The following is a 14,570-nucleotide window of genomic DNA, read 5'->3' on the forward strand; positions in this document are numbered from 1 at the left end:
ATGCGCCAGACCAAGACACCCCCGTGGAAGAAGCCCAATCCCAAGGGCCAGACCTCGCAGCCGCTGTCGCCTGCACAGAAAGAGGCGGCGCGGCAGCGGGCGGAAGAGAATGGCCGGCGTTATCCGAATCTGGTGGACAACATGTGGGCCGCGAAGCTGCCGCGCGGATCCTGATCGGTAGAGCCGAGCCATGCTCGGCTTGCGCGCGCAGCGCGTGCCTTTGCTCGGCGGGCAACAGCAGCCGAGCGTAGGCTCGGCTCTACCGGTCGGCCACCGGCGTCCAACCCGATTCCGCCCACGGCGCAATCGTCATCTGTCGAACCGTGACCGCCTCCGTCGGCAGCCCCGCCAAGCGTGCAAGCTCTGCACGCAGCAGCGCGGAATCCACCGGCACGGCCGTAGCCACCTGCAGCCGATCACCCTGATGCCTCACCTGTACCGGTAGCGTGGCGTGCGCGTCATGCTGGCCGCCGGTGCGCCCGATCGGGTAGCGCATTGCTACCGGCCGTGACAGCTGGGTAAGCGCTGGCTGCCACGCCTGCAGCACGAGGGGCTGCCCGGCAGCGGGAACATGTACTTCAGCAATCGTGGCCGGGTAGCCGGTGAGGCTCTCGACCATCACCTGGAAGCGCGCGCCATCCGGCATGACCAGCACGGCGGCAATCAACGCAGAGAACGAAACGAACACCGCGGCGAGGTTCCAGCTGCGCGGCGCGGTGGCCGGGCGCGTTGCGGTGCGCAGGCCCGGTCTGCGCCGCAGCTTGCGTGCGTAGATGCGCCGGTCCTTCCTGCGCGGGCTGCTGCTGTGCTCGGGCAGGTTCAAGGGAACGCGTGGAAGGCGCGCCACGCGGGCCTTGATCAGACGCGACAGCAGCACCCACGCGATCACGAACGCCAGCAGCGGAAGCAGCGTTCGCACCCACAGATACAGCGTGACCATCCACAACACCTCTACATACGACCATCCATGCTCATCCACATCCTACCGGGACCACGCGGCGGTTGTCGTATCCGCCCGCCGACAATCACAGGGCGCTTGGTTAGGATGGTCCTTTGTTGTCACGGATGAACCGATGGTCTCTGCTGCTGCCCGCTTCTGTCGCATCTGTGGTCCCGGCCCGATCCTGCTGGCACTGCAGGTGGTGGCGCTGCTGGCGGTAGCCCTTGCAGCCGGCTTCTTCCACTACCGCGTGGGGCTGCTGCTGGAGCCGGTGGATGACGCATGCGGTGGGCCCGATCCGGTCGCGCGCATGCAGGTGGCCGAACAGCTGCTGGCGCGGTCCGCTGCGCTTGCACCGTGGCAACCGTTGCAGTGGATTCCGATGGCGGGCGTGGTACTGGCGCTGCTGGGCGCGATGTCGATCAGCGTCTACCGGCTGGGCCGCGTGTCGGAACGCCTGCGACGCGCCAACTGGGGGGTGATGGCGCTGCATGCCGCGATCCTGGCGCTGGCCCTCAGGGCCTTGCACCTGTACGACATGGCATGGACCAGCGTGGCCAAGCTGTCCCCAGCGGCGTGCCTGGTGGAACTGGGCGAACAGGGCCGGCTGCCGCTGGCACAGGCGCAGCAGGTCGTGTTCGAGATCCTCACCCATGAGCATGCCCCGCTGCTGCGTAATCCCGATGACTTGGCGCTGGTGCTGGCCGCGTTGATGCTGATGGCGATGGCGGCGGGATTCACGCTGTGGCGGACGATCGTGAGGGCCAAGTCTCGAGATGCGCCAGGAGAATGCTAGGGCCTGGAATGCCTGGCATCCGCTTTGATCATGTCATCGGCCTCTCTGCACGACAGGCTCTGACGCAGATCCTTCCGATCGAGCATATAGACAGGAGAAGACTCTCCCGCAAGCTTCAACTGCAGTGATTCACCGAATGGGATGACCCGACCCAAGGGTTTCGTCCAGACGACGGGCGCGTCGCGCTGTAGCGTTCGGTCAATTAGCGATGCCATTGGCTTGGCCTGAGCATCGATCGCAAGGCGAACACATCCCGCTGTTCCAGTGCTGCCCATGCTCAGGATTGCGCGCGTGATGGGGGCGGACGTAGTGGGAAAGATGCACGCCAGTGAGACCGTCAGTAGTCCTCCCCAGAATGCTTGCCTGACTACACCAAAGTGGCTGCTGCGCACGATTGCCAGAACGGTAGCGAATTGCAGAAGCGCAACAAGCAACGTACTCAGGGCAATAGTCAGGAGAACCATGACTGTGCCGTACCCAGCTCCATCAGCGGCATTGGCGGCTACAAAAGCAACCAGAAACATGGCGAGAACTTGCAGGATGCCCGAAGGAAGATTCAAGAGGATTGAGGAATGCTTGAAGCGATGCCGGTGAGGTCGGCGTATCAGTCGGACACACAGCGTTAGTACCGAAAGACTGGTGAGCGCCCATAGGATCATGATGATTACGGACGCCGTATCATCTGTATTGAAAAGGAGCATCCCTGTGGCCGCGGCGGTGAAGAGCAGCCCTGGCGACCAGAGGAGAAGAAGCCATTGGGGCGAGTTACTTTTCACGAAATTCTGAACTGGCCTTCGAAAGAAAGAGCCGCGGTCCGGAATGATGGCGACGGCCATGAGCCGGCCTCTCTTGCTCTTGGCAGCGCCTTCCATTACCAATTTGCAGATGTAGCCAAGGAATGCGCCGATCACGGCAATCAGTACAATGATGATTGCAAAGAAGAGCGGTATGAATGCTACGAAGTCAGAGGAAAGGACATTGATGGCAATTCGTTCCTGCATGCAGAAGTTCGCGATGGATGCGCCGCAGAGAAATACAATGCCTCCGACAAAGAACGACGTATTCTCGCGGATTGTAGCCGCGATTTCCTTTAGGTCAGTCTGCCAGGAAGATTCGTTTGTTCTGCTTGTTTTGTCCATGAAAACCCTGGTCTGGTTGGCTGAGCATGAATCGTCGTCCAAACAGCCTGTCACGGGAATCAGGGTAATCCCTACAGTTTAGGTGAGGAGAAGCCAATGCGTTGGTTGCTGCGCGCTGTACCGCTACTGCTGTGCTCGTTGGCGGTACACGCCAACGAGGTGGATCGCCGGATCGCGGTGACCATCGACGACCTGCCTTGGGCGCGGGTGGACGAGATCGTTCCGCCGGACCTGCAGTCGCGGCATGAAGCGCTGATGGCGCAGCTGCACCAGGCGGGTGTGCCGGTGGTCGGCTTCGTCAACGGGAACAAGCTTGAGATCGACGGGCAGGTGCAGCCGGCGCGGGTGAAGATGCTGCGCGACTGGCTGGACGCCGGTTATGTGCTGGGCAACCACACCTACTCGCACATGGATCTGAACGCCAAGGGCGTGCCTGCGTTCCAGCAGGATTTCCTGCGTGGCGAGACGGTGCTGCGGCCGCTGCTGGCCGAGCGCGGACTGAAACCGCAGTGGATGCGTCACCCCTATCTGCGTGCCGGGCGCACGCCGGAAGAACGCGCGGAGATGGACCTGTTCTTCAAGCAGCATGGCTACCGCGTGGCGCCGGTGACGGTCGACAACGGCGAGTGGGTGTGGGCATTCGCTTATGCCAACGTGATGAACGAGCAGCCCGATTCCCCGGCGCGCGAGGCGACGCTGGCACAGCTGCGCAAGGGCTATGTGCCGTACATGCTGAACAAGCTGGACTACTACGAGAAGCAGTCGCTGGCGCTGCTGGGCTACGCGCTGCCGCAGGTCTGGCTGATGCACGCGAACGAACTCAATGCAGCCACATTTGCCGAACTGGTGGCGGCGACCAAGCGCCGGGGTTATCGCTTCATTTCATTGGATGAGGCGATGCGTGACCCGGCCTATGCACGCGGGGCCGAAGGCTACAGTGGCCGCTACGGCCCGAGCTGGCTGCACCGCTGGGCGATGGCGGAGAAGAAACCGAAGGACTTCTACGCCGGTGAACCTGAGGTGCCTTCGTGGGTGATGAAGCTGGCCAAGGTGGATTCGGAATGAAGCTCAGCGCCTGACGGCCAGCACGCCGTCAAGCGCCAGTTCGGCCTTGAACCCCGCCTTTTCCAGGCGCTTGGCCACTTCACGCGGCACGTCGCGGCCGCTGGTCAGCTTATTCGGGGCGCCGGTGTAGTGGAACAAGCGCCCGCCCTTGCGGATGACGCGGGCGAGGTGGTCGTAGAACACCTGTGAATACAGTTCGCCGGCGATGCCGAAGCGCGGCGGGTCGTGCAGGATGGCGTCGACGCTGTTGCTGGCCACCTGTTCGATCTGCTGCGAGACGTCGCCGTGGCGGAACTGCAGGCGGCCACCGGCCGCGGCCGAGTCCGGATCCGGCGACCACGGGTTGAGCGTGCGCAGCCACATCACGTCGGCGTTCTTCTCGAACGAGCGGATCTGGCCGACACCGGCCTCCAGCGCGCAGGCGGAGAAGTAGCCCAGGCCACCGCAGGTATCGAGGATGACCTTGCCGGCCGGGGCGACCAGCTCGACCTTGCGGCGCGCGTCCTCGAACGGTGACAGTTTGGAGGTCGGCAGCATCTTGATGCCGTCGATCTCGAAGGTCGGTGCGCCCCATTCGGTCGGCACCAGTTTGATCAGCGAACCGCTGTAACGCGAGATCGGTGCGAAGTGCTCGCCGTCCCAGTAGTACAGCGTGCGGTCCTTCAGCTTGCCCGGCCACGGGTAGGGCTGGCCACGGAAGTGGAAGCCGTCGGCATCCAGCGCCACGCTGTCCTCGCTGCGACCGAGGTCGAGCGAGCCCTGCCAGTCGGCAGCGCCCTTGTCATGGGCACGGCGCAGGATCTCGGCGCTGTCGCGGGTCAGCAGGGGGCCGGTGTAATGGGGCACGGCGGGTACCGGGGCGGTTCGGGGGAGGGCATGGTACCGCAGGGCGCATGATGGGTTGAAAGAGTGATTTATGACCATGGTCGTTGAAAACAACGGTCTATGGGGCATGTGCAGCTAATCAGTATGACGGGGTGCCGCGACGCGGCCTTCAGTGAAAGGCTGAAGGCCGCCTAAAATCAGTTGCCTACTGGGCGAACTGAGTTCCGCGATTGGAAGCGCATTGCCTTGGTATGCACACGTCCAGCGAGGTGCTCACGAATCGTGACTCCATTACGGTGCAAATGACGCCAATTCCCTCGCTGAGATAGAAGGGGGATGAATAATGACGTGTATCGCTAAGGTAGCATCTGCCGTTGTCAATGCCGATCTTGGCTGTTCGGGCTCCCGCGACGGAGCTCTCTGCGTTCATCTGGCCTATTGAGAAATAGGAGACGCCCACAGGAACACGTCCATTCGGCGCAGTTGCCGTAACCCAGTCAATACTCTTCGAATTCAATTTTGAGGTCGGATTTCCAGGGGTGTTTTCGCGAGTGCATACCCAGCCTGCTGCCGGCCCTTCAATCGTCCCTTCCCCTTGAGATGGTTCCATATCCATGGAAAGGCAGAAAGCTTGGTGATAGAGCTTGGTCGCCTCCGACTGGTCGCTGTATCGATAGATCAGTCTTCCAAATCCATCAGGCTTCAGATGCTGATCAACTTGAATCTGTCCCCCATCGAAGTCTGGCCAAGTTGTACGGCGAACAATGATGATCTCTCCTTTGGCGCTGAGCTCCGTTCTGTCGACACTCAATGGTGTTTCTGCGAATGCAGGCGAGGCCGTGGCGATTGCCAGACACAGGATCAGTTTGCGATTACTCATCTGCGCGTCTCCGTTCTACGGTTGCGGAGACACTAGGCTCAACAATGTTCAGTTTTCAGATTGTGACCCGCACCGTAATTGACCAGATTTCAAACTGTTCTTACTAGTTTGAATGTTGATCCATCGCTCAATCGCACTTCACCGCATACACCGGCCCAGCCCCGATCAGCATCAGCGCCATGTAGTCACTATCACTGGCCTTGCCCTTCAGCGTCGCGCCCTTGTTGAAGTGGAAGATGCCGAAGCCACCGGCCATGCGGATCAATGCGCTGTCGATCTGTTCGGCGTCATCGCGGAAGTAGCGGCTGATCTCGCTGCGGGTGGCCTTGTGCAGCGCATTGGGCTCGCGCTGCCACTGGTCGCCGCGGCTGAAGGAGACGAAGTACTGGCCGCCTTCCTTGTCGATGCGGAAATCGGCCGGTTTGCGCGCGCCGGTGGCGAAGCAGCCCTGCAACGGGTCGGCGCTGAAAGGAAGCCCGGCGTCGCCACCGCAGGCGGTGAGCAGCAGGAGGGCACCGGGCAGCAGCAGGCGGAGCGTGCGCATGGGATGTCCCTACAAGGCAGGTGCGGCTAGTGTAGGCAGCATGCGGGCACGGCCCGTACAGAAATTCGGCAAGAACACAGGGGTTTTCGGATGGCGCAGGGCAAGGCACCGTGGTGCGGCGTGGCCAGTTGGCTGGGGATCGCTGTGGGTTGGGGCGCGGGCACATTGGCTGCGCAGGCGGCCGTGGCCGCAGGCGGTAATGGCATGGCTGCGGGATTGGGCGTGGGCGTGCTGGGTGCGGCACTGGTGGGCTGCGGTCTGGCGGTGGCTTCGCGCGTGCGCGGCGAGCGCTGGCCGTGGATCGGCATCGGTGGTGCGGTGCTGAGCGCGCTGCCGCTGCTGATGTACCTGCTGCGGATGATGCTGAAGCTCTGACTGTAGAGCCGAGCCACGCTCGGCTGATGCCGGCGGCAGCCGAGCATGGCTCGGCTCTACAAGTGCGACGGCAGTCGGACAGAATCAGCTGCGGTGGATCTCCACCGTCACGTGCACCAGCTCCCCATGGATCGCCAGTGCGTTGCGCACGGTATCGGCATCCAGGTTGGTATCACTGGTGACCACGCTGGCGCTGACCGCGTACTTGCCGCGACCGACCTGCCAGACGTGCAGGTCGGCCAGGCGCGCCGGCCAGGGGCCCTGTTCGATCACTTCGCGCACTTCGGCCACCACCGGTGCGTCCATCTGCGCATCAAGCAGGATGCGGCCACTGTCGCGCAGCAGGCCGATCGCCCACACCGTGACCAGTACGGCACCGATCAGGCCCATCACCGGGTCCAGCCAGGTCAGGCCCAGCAGCTTGCCGCCGAGCAGGGCGACGATGGCCAGCACCGAGGTGGCGGCGTCGGCCAGCACGTGCACGTAGGCCGAGCGCAGGTTGAGGTCGTGACCGTGCGCGTGGCCGTGTTCGTGGTCATGCCCATGAGGATGGCCATGGTCATGCCCGTGGTGGTGATGCGCGTGGCCCGGGCTGTCGTGCAGCCACCATGCGCAGAGCAGGTTCACGCCCAGGCCGACCGCAGCGATGGCGATGGCTTCGTTGTAGTGGATCGGCGCCGGTACCCACAGCCGCTGCAGTGACTGCACGGCCATCAGCGCGGCGACGCCGAGCAGGGCGATGGCGCTGGTGTAACCGGCCAGGATCTCGATCTTCCAGGTACCGAAGGCAAAGCGCGGATCGTGCGCGTAGCGACGCGCGCAGCGGTAGGCGAACACTGAGAGGCCCAGCGCCAGCGCGTGCGAACTCATGTGCCAGCCGTCAGCGAGCACGGCCATGGAGTTGAACCACCAGCCGCCGACGATCTCCACCAGCATCATGCCGACGGTGAGCCACAGGGCGCGGCGGGTATTGCGTTCGGCCAGCGGGTTGCCGTCGTCGAAGCGGTGTTCGTGGCGACGGGCGGCGGCGAGGGCGTCCAAATGCATGGTGGCGGGAGCTGGAGTGGATACCCCCATAGGGTATATGATCCCGCCATGGCGCATGTACACAGGAATCGAAAGCAGCTGCTGACCCGGGTGCGCCGCATCGCAGGTCAGGTGGCGGCGTTGGAGCAGGCGCTGGACACGCCCGAGGGGGAAGCGGGTGACTGCGCGGACGTGCTGGTGCAGGTCGCCGCCGTGCGCGGTGCCGCCCACAGCCTGTTGATGGAGCTGCTGCACGAGCACCTGCAGGAACACGTGGTGGGTGCCGATGACCCGCAGCAGCGGGCGGACGAGGCCGCGGTGCTGGTAGAGCTGCTGCGCCGGTACGGCAAATAGGCCGAGGGGGGGGAGAGTCGACTGTCAGTCGACTGCTCTTCGCCCAGGCGGCATGAGATCCCGCGCTTCGCGCGAGAGTCGACTAACAGTCGACTCTACCCTGCGTGCCGGTGCCGCGCGTTCCAGATATGCGTTGCGGCCAGCAGCAGGCTGCCGGTGACCGTCATCGGCGTTTCCCATTCATGCAAGGGCAGGGCCAGTGCGCCGGCCAGCAGCAGGCCGAGCCCGCCGCCGGCGGTGGCCCAGGCCAACACCGGCAGCGGGTGACGGCGCTCGGCCCGCCACAGCGCGTAGCCGGTCAGCGGCAGGGCGATGGCCACGAACAGCAGGTGGACCCATTCCGCTTCGGCCCAGGTGCCGAACAGCGGCAGCGCGGCGGCAAGCAGGGGCAGCGCCAGGCAGTGCAGCAGGCACAGGCTGGACAGGGCGACCGCGCCGGCATCAAGCAGGGCGGCAGAAGGCGACTTCATCGGGGGAGTTTCCTTGCTCAACAATTGTTATACAGTAACATTTCCGTTCCGCAGCCAACCCGCTCCGACATGAACACTGTTTCCCGCGCCGACCGTCGCCTTCCGGTCACCGTGCTGTCCGGCTTCCTGGGGGCCGGCAAGACCACTCTGCTCAACCAGATCCTGCGCAACCGCGAAGGCCTGCGCGTGGCGGTCATCGTCAACGACATGAGCGAGGTCAACATCGATGCGCAGCTGGTGCGCGATGGTGGCGCCGAGCTGCGCCGCACTGAAGAGACGCTGGTGGAATTCAGCAATGGCTGCATCTGCTGCACGCTGCGCGATGACCTGCTGCAGGAAGTGCGGCGCCTGGCCGATGCCGGTCGCTATGACTACCTGCTGATCGAATCGACCGGGATCGGCGAGCCGATGCCGGTGGCAGCCACCTTCGCGGTGCGCGACGAACACGGCTTCAGCCTGAGTGATATCGCGCGGCTGGACACGATGGTGACGGTGGTCGACGGCAGCGCGTTCCTTGCCGACTTCGGCTCGACGTCGCGACTGGCCGAGCGTGGCCAGCAGGCCGGGCCGGATGACGACCGAGGTGTGGTTGACCTGCTGTGCGAGCAGGTCGAATTTGCAGACGTGATCGTGGTCAGCAAGGTGGACCAGGTGGATGACGAAGTGCTGCAGGACACGCTGGCGGTGCTGCGTGGTCTGAACCGCGACGCGAAGCTGCTGCTGTCCAGCTTCGGCGATGTGCCGCTGGCCGAGCTGCTGGATACCGGTCGCTTCGACATGGAGCGTGCGCAGCGTGCGCCGGGCTGGGTGAAGGAACTGCGCGGCGAGCACACACCGGAAACCGAGGAGTACGGCATCGGCAGCTTCGTCTATCGCTCGCGACGTCCGTTCCACCCGGCGCGCTTCGCCCGCGCACTGCAGTCCGGCATGCCCAGCGTGATCCGCAGCAAGGGCTGGTTCTGGTTGGCCAACCGCATGGATTGGGTGGGCGAGCTGAACACGGTGGGCGCTGCGACGCGCACGCAGGCGGCGGGCTTCTGGTACGCCGCACGTGACCGCGTGCGGGCCGGGCTGGAAGACACCGCGCCGTTGTTGCCGCCGACACCGCTGCCTTACAGCGACCTCGGGTGGGCGCGGCAGCAGGCCGACTGCTGGAGCGCGCCGCTGCCGGGGCCGGAAGAATTCCCGGATGCGGCCGCGCATTCGGCGATGCAACGGTTGTGGCACCCATTGTGGGGGGATCGTCGCCAGGAGCTGGTGGTGATCGGCGTGCACATGGATGAGCGTGCCGTGCGCGCGCAGCTGGATGCGTGCCTGCTCAACGACCAGGAGCTGCGCGCGGGGCCATTGCTGTGGCAGCAGTTGCCGCAGGCGTTCCCGGTGTGGAAGCGCTGAGCCAACGGCTCGTGTAGAGCCGAGCCGACGCTCGGCTGCTGTTGCGCTGGATCCACCCCTCACGTGGATGGCCGACATGGCGGAGTCGAGTATGGCTCGACTCTACGGAATCGAATTCACGCATGGGGTGGATCTACAAGGCGTCACGCCACTGCCAACCCCCGGTGCTCACCTGCAGCACCTGCGTCGGTCGCAATGCCTGCAACAGGTGCCGGTCGTGGCTGACCATCACCAGCGCTCCCGGCCACGCCGCAAGCAGTTCTTCCAACGCGTGCAACGCACTCAGATCCAGTGCATTACCAGGCTCGTCCAGCAGCAGCAGTTGGGGCGCGGGATCGGCGTACAGCACGCTGGCCAGCGCACCCTTCACGCGTTCGCCATCGCTGAGGCTGTGGGCTGCCCGCTGGATGCGCTGTGCATCCAGCCCGAGCAGGGCCAGCCGCGTGCGCAGCTCGCCTGGGTCCGCGTGCGGGTTGGCGGCCTGCACGGTGTCGAGGATGCTGCGCTCGCCGGACAACCCCAGCAGCTGCTGGTCGAGCAGGGCCAGCGGCGCATGCCGTTGCACGGTGCCACTGCATGCACGCAGCTGGCCGGCCAACACACGCAGCAGGGTCGATTTGCCGCTGCCGTTGTCACCGACCACGGCGATGCGCTGGCCGCGGCGGATCTCCAGCTGCAACGGTGCACTGCAGCCATGTGGCAGCACCAGCGCCTCGGCCTGAAGCAGGCGCGTGCTGCCACGCTCCCCCGCACCAGCAAACAGCGCCAATTCCGGCACCGCGTGCACCGCGGATGCCGCTGCGCGCAGCTGCTCTGCGCTGGCCTGCAGGCGCTCGGCCTGCACCTGCTGCGCACGGCCGTGGCTGGCCTCGGCGCGCTGCTTCTGCCGACCGAGCAGGATGGGGGCCTGGTTGGCCTGCTTCGCATCGCGATTGCCACGCGTCTGGCGTTGTTGTTGCCGTTCGTGCTGTTCGCGCGCGCTGCGTTGCTGTTGCCGGTGCTGGGCGCGCGCGTGGTCGAGCTGGGCGGCGGCAGCTTCGCGCTCGGCGGCGCGCGCATCGGCGTAGTGCTGCCAGGGTCCGCCGTAACGATGCAGCCCGCGCCCATCGAGCTCGACGATCTGCTGCATGTGCGCCAGCAGCTCGCGATCATGACTGACCGCCAGCAGGCCACCGCGCCACTGCTGCAACTGCTCGTACAGCTGCTGGCGATGGCGTGCGTCAAGGTGATTGCTGGGCTCGTCCAGAATCAGCCAATCGGCACCACTGGCCCAGGCGCCGGACAGCGCGACCTGCATGGCCTGGCCACCACTGAGGCGCGCCGCGGGTTGGGTGGGTTCGAGGTCGTCGGGAAGCTGCAGCGCGCGCCATTGCTGTTGCAGGCGTTCGCGCAGATCCCAGCGGTCGCCGACGCAGGCGAAGTCGGCCTCGTCCACGCTACCGGCTTCGATGCGTTGCAGTGCGGCCAGTTCCGCGCCGACACCGGCCAGTTCACCGACCGTGCCGGCGGGTGGATACCCGGGCGTCGGCAACAGGAACACGCGGCCACTGCCGCGTACCTCGCCGTTGTCGGGCAGCAACCGGCCGGCCAGCAGGCGTGCGAGCACGCTCTTGCCGGCGCCATTGGCACCGACGAGGCCGGTAGCGACCGGTTCGAAGGAAAACGTCAGATCGGAAAACAGCGGACGGCCGTCGGCCAATCGATACGACACGCGATCGAGCGTGAGGGAATGCGGGGTCATGCGACCTCCATGGATGCCGGGTTCTCCCCTGTGCGCAGGGGCGGGAAGAGTCAGGCCGTCTGGTGGGAAGACGGCGGCATCAATGGCGCATTGGTCGCGAGCCTCTGGGAGGAATGAGGGGAGATTATACCGCCCGCAGGGCATGCGAATTGTAGAGTCGAGCTTGCTCGACTGCTTTTGAGGAGCAGTCGAGCAAGCTCGACTCTACGTGGTACGGCCATCGAGCGCGGATCTACCGGCCTACGGCACGGTTTCAAGGCGTGCGCTGACGAAGTCGATGAACACCCGCAGCTTCGGCAGTACGTGGCGGCCGGAGGGCCACAGCAGGTGGAAGATGCCGCAGGAGTGCACATGCTCGTCGAGTACGGTCACCAGCCGGCCGTCGGCCAGTGCATCGCGCACCGAGTGCACCGGCACGAAGGCCAGGCCGATATCGCGCAATGCGAGCGCTACCCGTGCTTCGATGGTGTTGGCCACCATGTGCACCGGCAGTTCCTGCGGGGTTTCATGGTCGGGCCAGTGGATCGGCCATAGTTCCAGCTTGCCGGTGCTGGGGAAGCGGTAGTGCAGCAGCGTGTGCTGCAACAGGTCGGCCGGCGTGCGCGGCGTGCCGCGGCGCTGCAGGTAGGCGGGCGAGGCGACGATGCGGCGTGGAAATACCCCCAGGCGTCGTGCGTTCATGCGTGAATCGCTGGGTTCACCGACGCGCAGCACGGCATCGAATCCCTCCTCGATGACATCGACCAGCCGATCGCTGAAATCCAGGTCGAGGCGGATGTCCGGATACGCGGCCATGAACTCGGCCATCAGCGGCAGGGTCAGGTCACCCACCAACGGCAGACCGATGCGCAGCGTGCCGCGGGGCGTGGCGTGCGGCTGCGCCAGCTCGGTGCGCGCGGCATCGCGCTCGTCGAGGATGCGCCGGCAGCGCGCAAGAAAGAGCTGGCCCTCGGCGGTGAGGGTGATGCTGCGAGTGCTGCGATGAAACAGGCGCACGCCGAGCGCGTGCTCCAGCCGGGCAACGCATTTGCCGGCGGCCGAGGCCGAGATGGCCTGCAGGCGCCCGGTCTCGACGAAGCTGCGGGTATCGGCCGCGTGCACGAAGGTCTGCAGATTGGCGAGGTTGTCCAGGACTGACATGGGCGTGCGGGCAATGAAAGCGGGAGGGTAGGTCGGCGCGGCTGTAGCGGGCGGCTCCGCCAGCGCAACGCTGTGGTGCGGGGTGGCGTGGGGACCGTTGCGGCCTTGCAGTTCCGGCCATCATGCCGATTGCGGACTGCACGGTCCATGATGCCCGGAGCGGCAACCGGCTTTTTGCGCGGACGCCCGCTGCCTAACGTGGCGGGCCTCTCCCCACGGATTCCCGCGATGAATGCCGCTCCTTCCCTTGAACCCACGCCGACGCTGCCATCGGTGCAGCGGCTTTTGCAGCACGTGCACCCGCAGCGTCTGGTCGGTGCGGTGGTGCTGGTGCGCGAGCACGGTGTGCTACGCCATGCCAGCGCGACCGGGCTGGCCGATCGCGAGTCGGCCACGCCGATGCAGCGCGACCAGGTGTTCCGGCTGGCATCGGTCAGCAAGCCGCTGCTGACCACGGTGATCCTGCGCCTGGTGGCCGAGGGCGTGCTCGACCTCGATGCACCGGTGCAGCGCTGGCTGCCGGACTTCCGCCCGGCGCTGGCTGATGGCAGCACGCCGGCGATCAGCCTGCGCCAGCTGCTCAGCCACAGCAGCGGGCTGGGCTACCGCTTCCTGGAGGCCGACGTCGACGGCCCCTATGCACGCGCCGGCGTCAGCGATGGGCTGGACGCGAACCCGCTCTCCCTGGCCGACAACGTGCACCGCATCGCGCAGGCACCGCTGCTGTTCGCGCCGGGCAGCCAGTGGCTGTACTCGCTGGGCGTGGACGTTGCCGGTGCCGTGGCCGAAGCAGCGACGGGTGAAACCCTGCAGGCACTGTACGAGCGCTTGCTGGCGGCGCCCCTGGGACTGCGTGATACGACCTTCGCTGCGCGCGATGCGGCACGCCTGGCCACGCCTTATGTCACCGACACGCCGCGGCCGCATCGCCTTCAGGAAGGCGAGGTGGTCGCTCCGTTCGAGGGTACCGTCGGCATCGAGTACAGCCTCGCGCGTGCCACCGATGCCAGCTGTTTCCCTTCGGCAGGGGCCGGTCTGGTCGGTACCGCCGATGACGTAATGGCGGTGTTGGAAGCCCTGCGTGATGTGCAACGTTCAGGCCTGTTGCCGCCCGCACTGGCAGCGCAGATGGCCACCCCGCAGGTGGGTGAGCAGGGGCCGCCGGAACCGGCCGGCTGGGGGTTCGGCCTGGGCTTTGCGGTGCTGCGTGATGCGGCCGCCAGCGGCACGCCGCAGAACACAGGCACATGGCGCTGGGGCGGTGCCTACGGGCACAGCTGGTTCGTCGATCCTGCGCGCGGGCTGAGCGTGGTGGCGCTGACCAACACCCTGTACGAAGGCATGGACGGTGCCTTCGTTGATGAGCTGCGTGATGCGGTGTACGCCGATCTGGAGACCGTGCGATGAGCGGCCATGCCATCGATGCGGCCAGCCCGGCCGGTGAAGCCACGCGCCTGCCCTGGGCGGGACTGCTGGCGCTGGCCGGCGGCGGCTTCATCACCCTGCTGACCGAGACCTTGCCGGCCGGTGTACTGCGGCCGATGGGCGAAAGCCTGGGCGTGAGTGATGCGGCGGTTGGCCAGCTGGTCAGCGTGTACGCACTGGGCTCGGTGATGGCCGCACTGCCGATGACCGCACTGACCCAGCGCCTGCCGCGACGCCCCTTGTTGCTGGCTGCGATTGCTGGCTTCGTGGTGGTCAACACGCTGACCGCACTGAGCAGCAGTTATCCGCTGATCCTGGCCGCACGTTTCCTGGCCGGCGTGAGTGGTGGCCTGCTGTGGTCGCTGGTGGCCGGCTACGCCGCGCGCATGGTGGTGCCGTCGCTGCAGGGCCGAGCCATTGCGGTGGCGATGATCGGAGTGAGCGTGGCGTGGCTG

17 protein-coding genes are annotated in these 14,570 nt (G+C 65.7%); 8 read left to right on the forward strand and 9 right to left on the reverse strand.

The window, feature by feature from the left end; translation table 11 throughout:
* The gene (locus N5J73_RS17140; protein WP_005412082.1) at nucleotides 1-174 is read left to right on the forward strand and encodes a hypothetical protein; all 174 of its coding nucleotides are present in this window, start codon (nucleotides 1-3) and stop codon (nucleotides 172-174) included.
* Between the two features lie 85 nt (nucleotides 175-259).
* On the opposite strand, the gene N5J73_RS17145 is transcribed toward N5J73_RS17140, so the two are convergent.
* Complete coding sequence (locus N5J73_RS17145; protein ID WP_049449325.1) at nucleotides 260-940, reverse strand: hypothetical protein; 681 nt, start codon at nucleotides 938-940, stop codon at nucleotides 260-262.
* Nucleotides 941-1,073: 133 nt separating this feature from the next.
* On the opposite strand from N5J73_RS17145, the gene N5J73_RS17150 reads away from it, so the two are divergent.
* On the forward strand, nucleotides 1,074-1,736 hold the full coding sequence (locus N5J73_RS17150; protein ID WP_049449323.1) for a hypothetical protein: 663 nt from the start codon (nucleotides 1,074-1,076) through the stop codon (nucleotides 1,734-1,736).
* Here the strand turns inward: N5J73_RS17150 and N5J73_RS17155 are convergent.
* Entirely contained in the window at nucleotides 1,733-2,875 is a 1,143-nt protein-coding gene (locus N5J73_RS17155) for a hypothetical protein (RefSeq protein ID WP_049449321.1), read from the reverse strand. The genes N5J73_RS17150 and N5J73_RS17155 overlap by 4 nt on opposite strands.
* Nucleotides 2,876-2,971: 96 nt before the next feature.
* Between N5J73_RS17155 and N5J73_RS17160 the strand changes: the two genes are divergently transcribed.
* Nucleotides 2,972-3,940 (forward strand): polysaccharide deacetylase family protein, encoded by a 969-nt coding sequence (locus N5J73_RS17160; protein WP_049449318.1) that lies wholly within the window; start codon nucleotides 2,972-2,974, stop codon nucleotides 3,938-3,940.
* A 3-nt stretch (nucleotides 3,941-3,943) separates the two neighbouring features.
* Here N5J73_RS17160 and N5J73_RS17165 read toward each other — a convergent pair whose 3' ends face one another.
* The 3 genes from N5J73_RS17165 to N5J73_RS17175 all read right to left on the reverse strand — a co-directional run bounded on the left by N5J73_RS17165 (nucleotide 3,944) and on the right by N5J73_RS17175 (nucleotide 6,189).
* A complete protein-coding gene (locus N5J73_RS17165; protein ID WP_049449315.1) occupies nucleotides 3,944-4,786 on the reverse strand; it encodes an MnmC family methyltransferase in 843 nt (280 codons plus the stop codon).
* Nucleotides 4,787-4,970: 184 nt separating this feature from the next.
* Complete coding sequence (locus tag N5J73_RS17170; RefSeq protein ID WP_141097638.1) at nucleotides 4,971-5,645, reverse strand: hypothetical protein; 675 nt, start codon at nucleotides 5,643-5,645, stop codon at nucleotides 4,971-4,973.
* Between the two features lie 127 nt (nucleotides 5,646-5,772).
* Nucleotides 5,773-6,189 (reverse strand): hypothetical protein, encoded by a 417-nt coding sequence (locus tag N5J73_RS17175; RefSeq protein WP_049449314.1) that lies wholly within the window; start codon nucleotides 6,187-6,189, stop codon nucleotides 5,773-5,775.
* A 90-nt stretch (nucleotides 6,190-6,279) separates the two neighbouring features.
* Here N5J73_RS17175 and N5J73_RS17180 point away from each other — a divergent pair, with 90 nt between their 5' ends.
* Nucleotides 6,280-6,564: a hypothetical protein gene (locus N5J73_RS17180; protein ID WP_049436996.1), complete on the forward strand. Its 285-nt coding sequence runs from the start codon at nucleotides 6,280-6,282 to the stop codon at nucleotides 6,562-6,564.
* A gap of 84 nt (nucleotides 6,565-6,648) precedes the next feature.
* Here the strand turns inward: N5J73_RS17180 and dmeF are convergent, their stop codons facing one another.
* A complete protein-coding gene (gene dmeF, locus N5J73_RS17185) occupies nucleotides 6,649-7,611 on the reverse strand; it encodes a CDF family Co(II)/Ni(II) efflux transporter DmeF (protein WP_049449312.1) in 963 nt (320 codons plus the stop codon).
* A 48-nt stretch (nucleotides 7,612-7,659) separates the two neighbouring features.
* On the opposite strand from dmeF, the gene N5J73_RS17190 reads away from it, so the two are divergent.
* A complete protein-coding gene (locus tag N5J73_RS17190; RefSeq protein ID WP_049449310.1) occupies nucleotides 7,660-7,944 on the forward strand; it encodes a metal-sensing transcriptional repressor in 285 nt (94 codons plus the stop codon).
* Nucleotides 7,945-8,039: 95 nt separating this feature from the next.
* Here N5J73_RS17190 and N5J73_RS17195 read toward each other — a convergent pair whose 3' ends face one another.
* Nucleotides 8,040-8,414: a MerC domain-containing protein gene (locus N5J73_RS17195; protein ID WP_049449309.1), complete on the reverse strand. Its 375-nt coding sequence runs from the start codon at nucleotides 8,412-8,414 to the stop codon at nucleotides 8,040-8,042.
* Nucleotides 8,415-8,483: 69 nt separating this feature from the next.
* Between N5J73_RS17195 and N5J73_RS17200 the strand changes: the two genes are divergently transcribed.
* Nucleotides 8,484-9,809, forward strand: a complete 1,326-nt coding sequence (locus tag N5J73_RS17200; protein WP_049449307.1) for a GTP-binding protein — start codon at nucleotides 8,484-8,486, stop codon at nucleotides 9,807-9,809.
* 133 nt (nucleotides 9,810-9,942) lie between these two features.
* On the opposite strand, the gene N5J73_RS17205 is transcribed toward N5J73_RS17200, so the two are convergent.
* Together N5J73_RS17205 and N5J73_RS17210 are read right to left on the reverse strand one after the other, a co-directional pair.
* Complete coding sequence (locus N5J73_RS17205) at nucleotides 9,943-11,550, reverse strand: ATP-binding cassette domain-containing protein (protein WP_049449305.1); 1,608 nt, start codon at nucleotides 11,548-11,550, stop codon at nucleotides 9,943-9,945.
* A gap of 240 nt (nucleotides 11,551-11,790) precedes the next feature.
* Nucleotides 11,791-12,690, reverse strand: coding sequence for a LysR family transcriptional regulator (locus tag N5J73_RS17210; RefSeq protein WP_049449303.1), 900 nt, complete (start codon nucleotides 12,688-12,690; stop codon nucleotides 11,791-11,793).
* 228 nt (nucleotides 12,691-12,918) lie between these two features.
* Here N5J73_RS17210 and N5J73_RS17215 point away from each other — a divergent pair, with 228 nt between their 5' ends.
* Both N5J73_RS17215 and N5J73_RS17220 read left to right on the forward strand, forming a co-directional pair.
* A complete protein-coding gene (locus N5J73_RS17215; RefSeq protein WP_049449301.1) occupies nucleotides 12,919-14,097 on the forward strand; it encodes a serine hydrolase domain-containing protein in 1,179 nt (392 codons plus the stop codon).
* The coding region (locus N5J73_RS17220; RefSeq protein WP_279941227.1) for an MFS transporter at nucleotides 14,094-14,570 on the forward strand (477 nt) is incomplete at its 3' end. The genes N5J73_RS17215 and N5J73_RS17220, both read left to right, overlap by 4 nt.

This window comes from Stenotrophomonas sp. GD03654, assembly GCF_029845105.1.
GTDB lineage: Bacteria > Pseudomonadota > Gammaproteobacteria > Xanthomonadales > Xanthomonadaceae > Stenotrophomonas > Stenotrophomonas africana.

Coding starts and splice junctions, on each gene's coding strand:
- N5J73_RS17145 (WP_049449325.1), bottom strand. CDS start 940: ATGGTCACGCTGTATCTGTGGGTGCGAACGCTGCTTCCGCTGCTGGCG.
- N5J73_RS17170 (WP_141097638.1), bottom strand. CDS start 5,645: ATGAGTAATCGCAAACTGATCCTGTGTCTGGCAATCGCCACGGCCTCG.
- N5J73_RS17155 (WP_049449321.1), bottom strand. CDS start 2,875: ATGGACAAAACAAGCAGAACAAACGAATCTTCCTGGCAGACTGACCTA.
- N5J73_RS17175 (WP_049449314.1), bottom strand. CDS start 6,189: ATGCGCACGCTCCGCCTGCTGCTGCCCGGTGCCCTCCTGCTGCTCACC.
- N5J73_RS17150 (WP_049449323.1), top strand. CDS start 1,074: ATGGTCTCTGCTGCTGCCCGCTTCTGTCGCATCTGTGGTCCCGGCCCG.
- N5J73_RS17180 (WP_049436996.1), top strand. CDS start 6,280: ATGGCGCAGGGCAAGGCACCGTGGTGCGGCGTGGCCAGTTGGCTGGGG.
- dmeF (WP_049449312.1), bottom strand. CDS start 7,611: ATGCATTTGGACGCCCTCGCCGCCGCCCGTCGCCACGAACACCGCTTC.
- N5J73_RS17195 (WP_049449309.1), bottom strand. CDS start 8,414: ATGAAGTCGCCTTCTGCCGCCCTGCTTGATGCCGGCGCGGTCGCCCTG.
- N5J73_RS17200 (WP_049449307.1), top strand. CDS start 8,484: ATGAACACTGTTTCCCGCGCCGACCGTCGCCTTCCGGTCACCGTGCTG.
- N5J73_RS17215 (WP_049449301.1), top strand. CDS start 12,919: ATGAATGCCGCTCCTTCCCTTGAACCCACGCCGACGCTGCCATCGGTG.
- N5J73_RS17205 (WP_049449305.1), bottom strand. CDS start 11,550: ATGACCCCGCATTCCCTCACGCTCGATCGCGTGTCGTATCGATTGGCC.
- N5J73_RS17190 (WP_049449310.1), top strand. CDS start 7,660: ATGGCGCATGTACACAGGAATCGAAAGCAGCTGCTGACCCGGGTGCGC.
- N5J73_RS17210 (WP_049449303.1), bottom strand. CDS start 12,690: ATGTCAGTCCTGGACAACCTCGCCAATCTGCAGACCTTCGTGCACGCG.
- N5J73_RS17140 (WP_005412082.1), top strand. CDS start 1: ATGCGCCAGACCAAGACACCCCCGTGGAAGAAGCCCAATCCCAAGGGC.
- N5J73_RS17160 (WP_049449318.1), top strand. CDS start 2,972: ATGCGTTGGTTGCTGCGCGCTGTACCGCTACTGCTGTGCTCGTTGGCG.